Annotated in this window: 2 protein-coding genes; one reads left to right on the top strand and one right to left on the bottom strand. The window is 44.9% G+C overall.

Annotation, left to right across the window (positions count from 1 at the left end):
- On the bottom strand, positions 1-776 hold a 776-nt coding region (locus AC06L3_RS04665; protein ID WP_475669459.1), incomplete at its 3' end, for an ATP-binding protein.
- 282 nt (positions 777-1,058) lie between these two features.
- On the opposite strand from AC06L3_RS04665, the gene AC06L3_RS04660 reads away from it, so the two are divergent.
- Positions 1,059-1,890: recombinase family protein (locus AC06L3_RS04660; protein ID WP_475669458.1), on the top strand; the 832-nt coding region annotated here is incomplete at its 3' end.

The raw sequence follows: 1,890 nt of genomic DNA, 5'->3' as shown, positions 1-1,890 counted from the left end.
TAACGGTGGGCATTCCCGGAGAGTTGCGCAGGAATTGACTTGAACAAACTTGCAGCTTTCCCGGTCGGGTCTATTTTGTAAAAGTCATCGTTGTAGAGTTCCAGTATTTCTCTTTTGACAGCATCCACAAGGGCCAGGTTTTGGGTATCCAAATAACTGTTTACAGCCTGAGGCATCCCACCCACAAGCATATACAAACGGAGGTCGCGCATAATTTTCCGGTGTGCTGCATCCCCAAGTGACTGCCTGGCGTTGAAAGCCTGTTGCAAAAGAGGAACCGTTGTCCGGTCTCCCAGCGCCCAACGGAATTCTTCGTAATCCATCGGTAACATCGTAAGACGCGTCTCTTCGCTTGGAATACGTATTCCCTTCGTGTTACGCTTTATGCTGATAAGGGACCCCGTCTCGATATAATCATATCTGTGATCTTTTACCAGCTCTTTGATTGCCTGACGTGCTTTTGGACATTCTTGTATTTCATCTAGAACAATGACCGACTTTCGGGGAATTAACGTGACATTGAAGTAGAATTGTAATGCCATGAAGATGCGGTCAAGATTGGAGACATCATCAAAAAGGGCAGGAATTTCAGGTCCGACTTTGGTGAAATCCACAAGAATATATGACTCGTATTCGTTCTTGGCAAACTCCTCGGCGATTGTTGACTTTCCGACACGGCGTGCTCCTTTGATCATTAACGCCGTGCTTCCTTCCTTTTCCCGCTTCCAAGCAAGCATCTTTTCATAAAATTTCCTTTTGAATACCCGTTCTTCCATAAAAATCGACATTGTTTTTCAATAGCAAATTTAATACAATTATAATGTTGCGCAAAATTTAAACACAATAAATTCCGGCTCTGCGCAAAATGTTGATTCTCTTGAATACTCAGCGGAATTGAGAGAAAAATGCTCATTTTCGCTGAGTTTTAGAAAGTACATATCGGCCTTCTACGTGTATATATCGCACATTTCCGTCAAATAATAGTGTAATTCTGCACACGAAATTTGATGCTTTGTCATCGATTGTTTTATCCCATAACCATAACCAAAATCACATTTATGTATTTCAATCAAATCGATGAAAAGAGACGCACTGCGATTTATGTGCGCATCTCCACTGCAATGCAGAAAACGGACAGGCAGGTCGAGGACCTTGTCGCCTTTGCAAAGAGCAACAGGCTCAACTTCGATGAATCCACCGACATCTACAAGGACATCATCAGCGGATTCAAGGACGGGGAGGACAGACCGAACTTCTCAATTCTTATGGCCAAACTCGAACTTGGAGAGTACCAGCAGGTTCTGTTCAGTGAATTCAGCCGCCTTGAGCGAAAGCCTACCAACCTGCTGCGTGACCTTGAAAAATTTCAGTCTTTGGGAGTTTACGCCTGGTTCTCCAAGCAGAATCTCTGGGTAAGGGACGACAAGGACCTTGGCACAAAAATAATGATTCATATCCTGGCTGTGATGTCACAGTATGAGATTGAACTCTTCGCCGCCCGTGGTATTGACGGGAAAATATCCTCTATGAAGAATCGAGGTGCCTATAATGGCGGTCCGTGTCCGTACGGCTATACAATATCTCCCGGAACGGGCAAACTTATCGTCAATCCGGAGGAAGCGGAAGTGGTGAAGACGATTTTTGAAAAGTTCAGCAATGGAGAGAAGACAGCGGCTATTACCGACTGGCTCAATGCATCCGGCATTCCCTGTTCCTTCAGGACACGAATCGCTGCGGCCAACCAAAGACGAATCAACAAGGGGATAGCACCGGCAAAGTACAAACGGGGCAATGTGGACAATATGATATGGCGTACCACCACGGTGAACAGGATTGTAAAGAACAAGGTTTATATAGGGATTCAACACCATAAGTTTCACGAGCCTGATC

The organism is Candidatus Egerieousia sp., from assembly GCF_056211015.1.
This window is presented reverse-complemented; position numbering and strand designations above follow the sequence as displayed.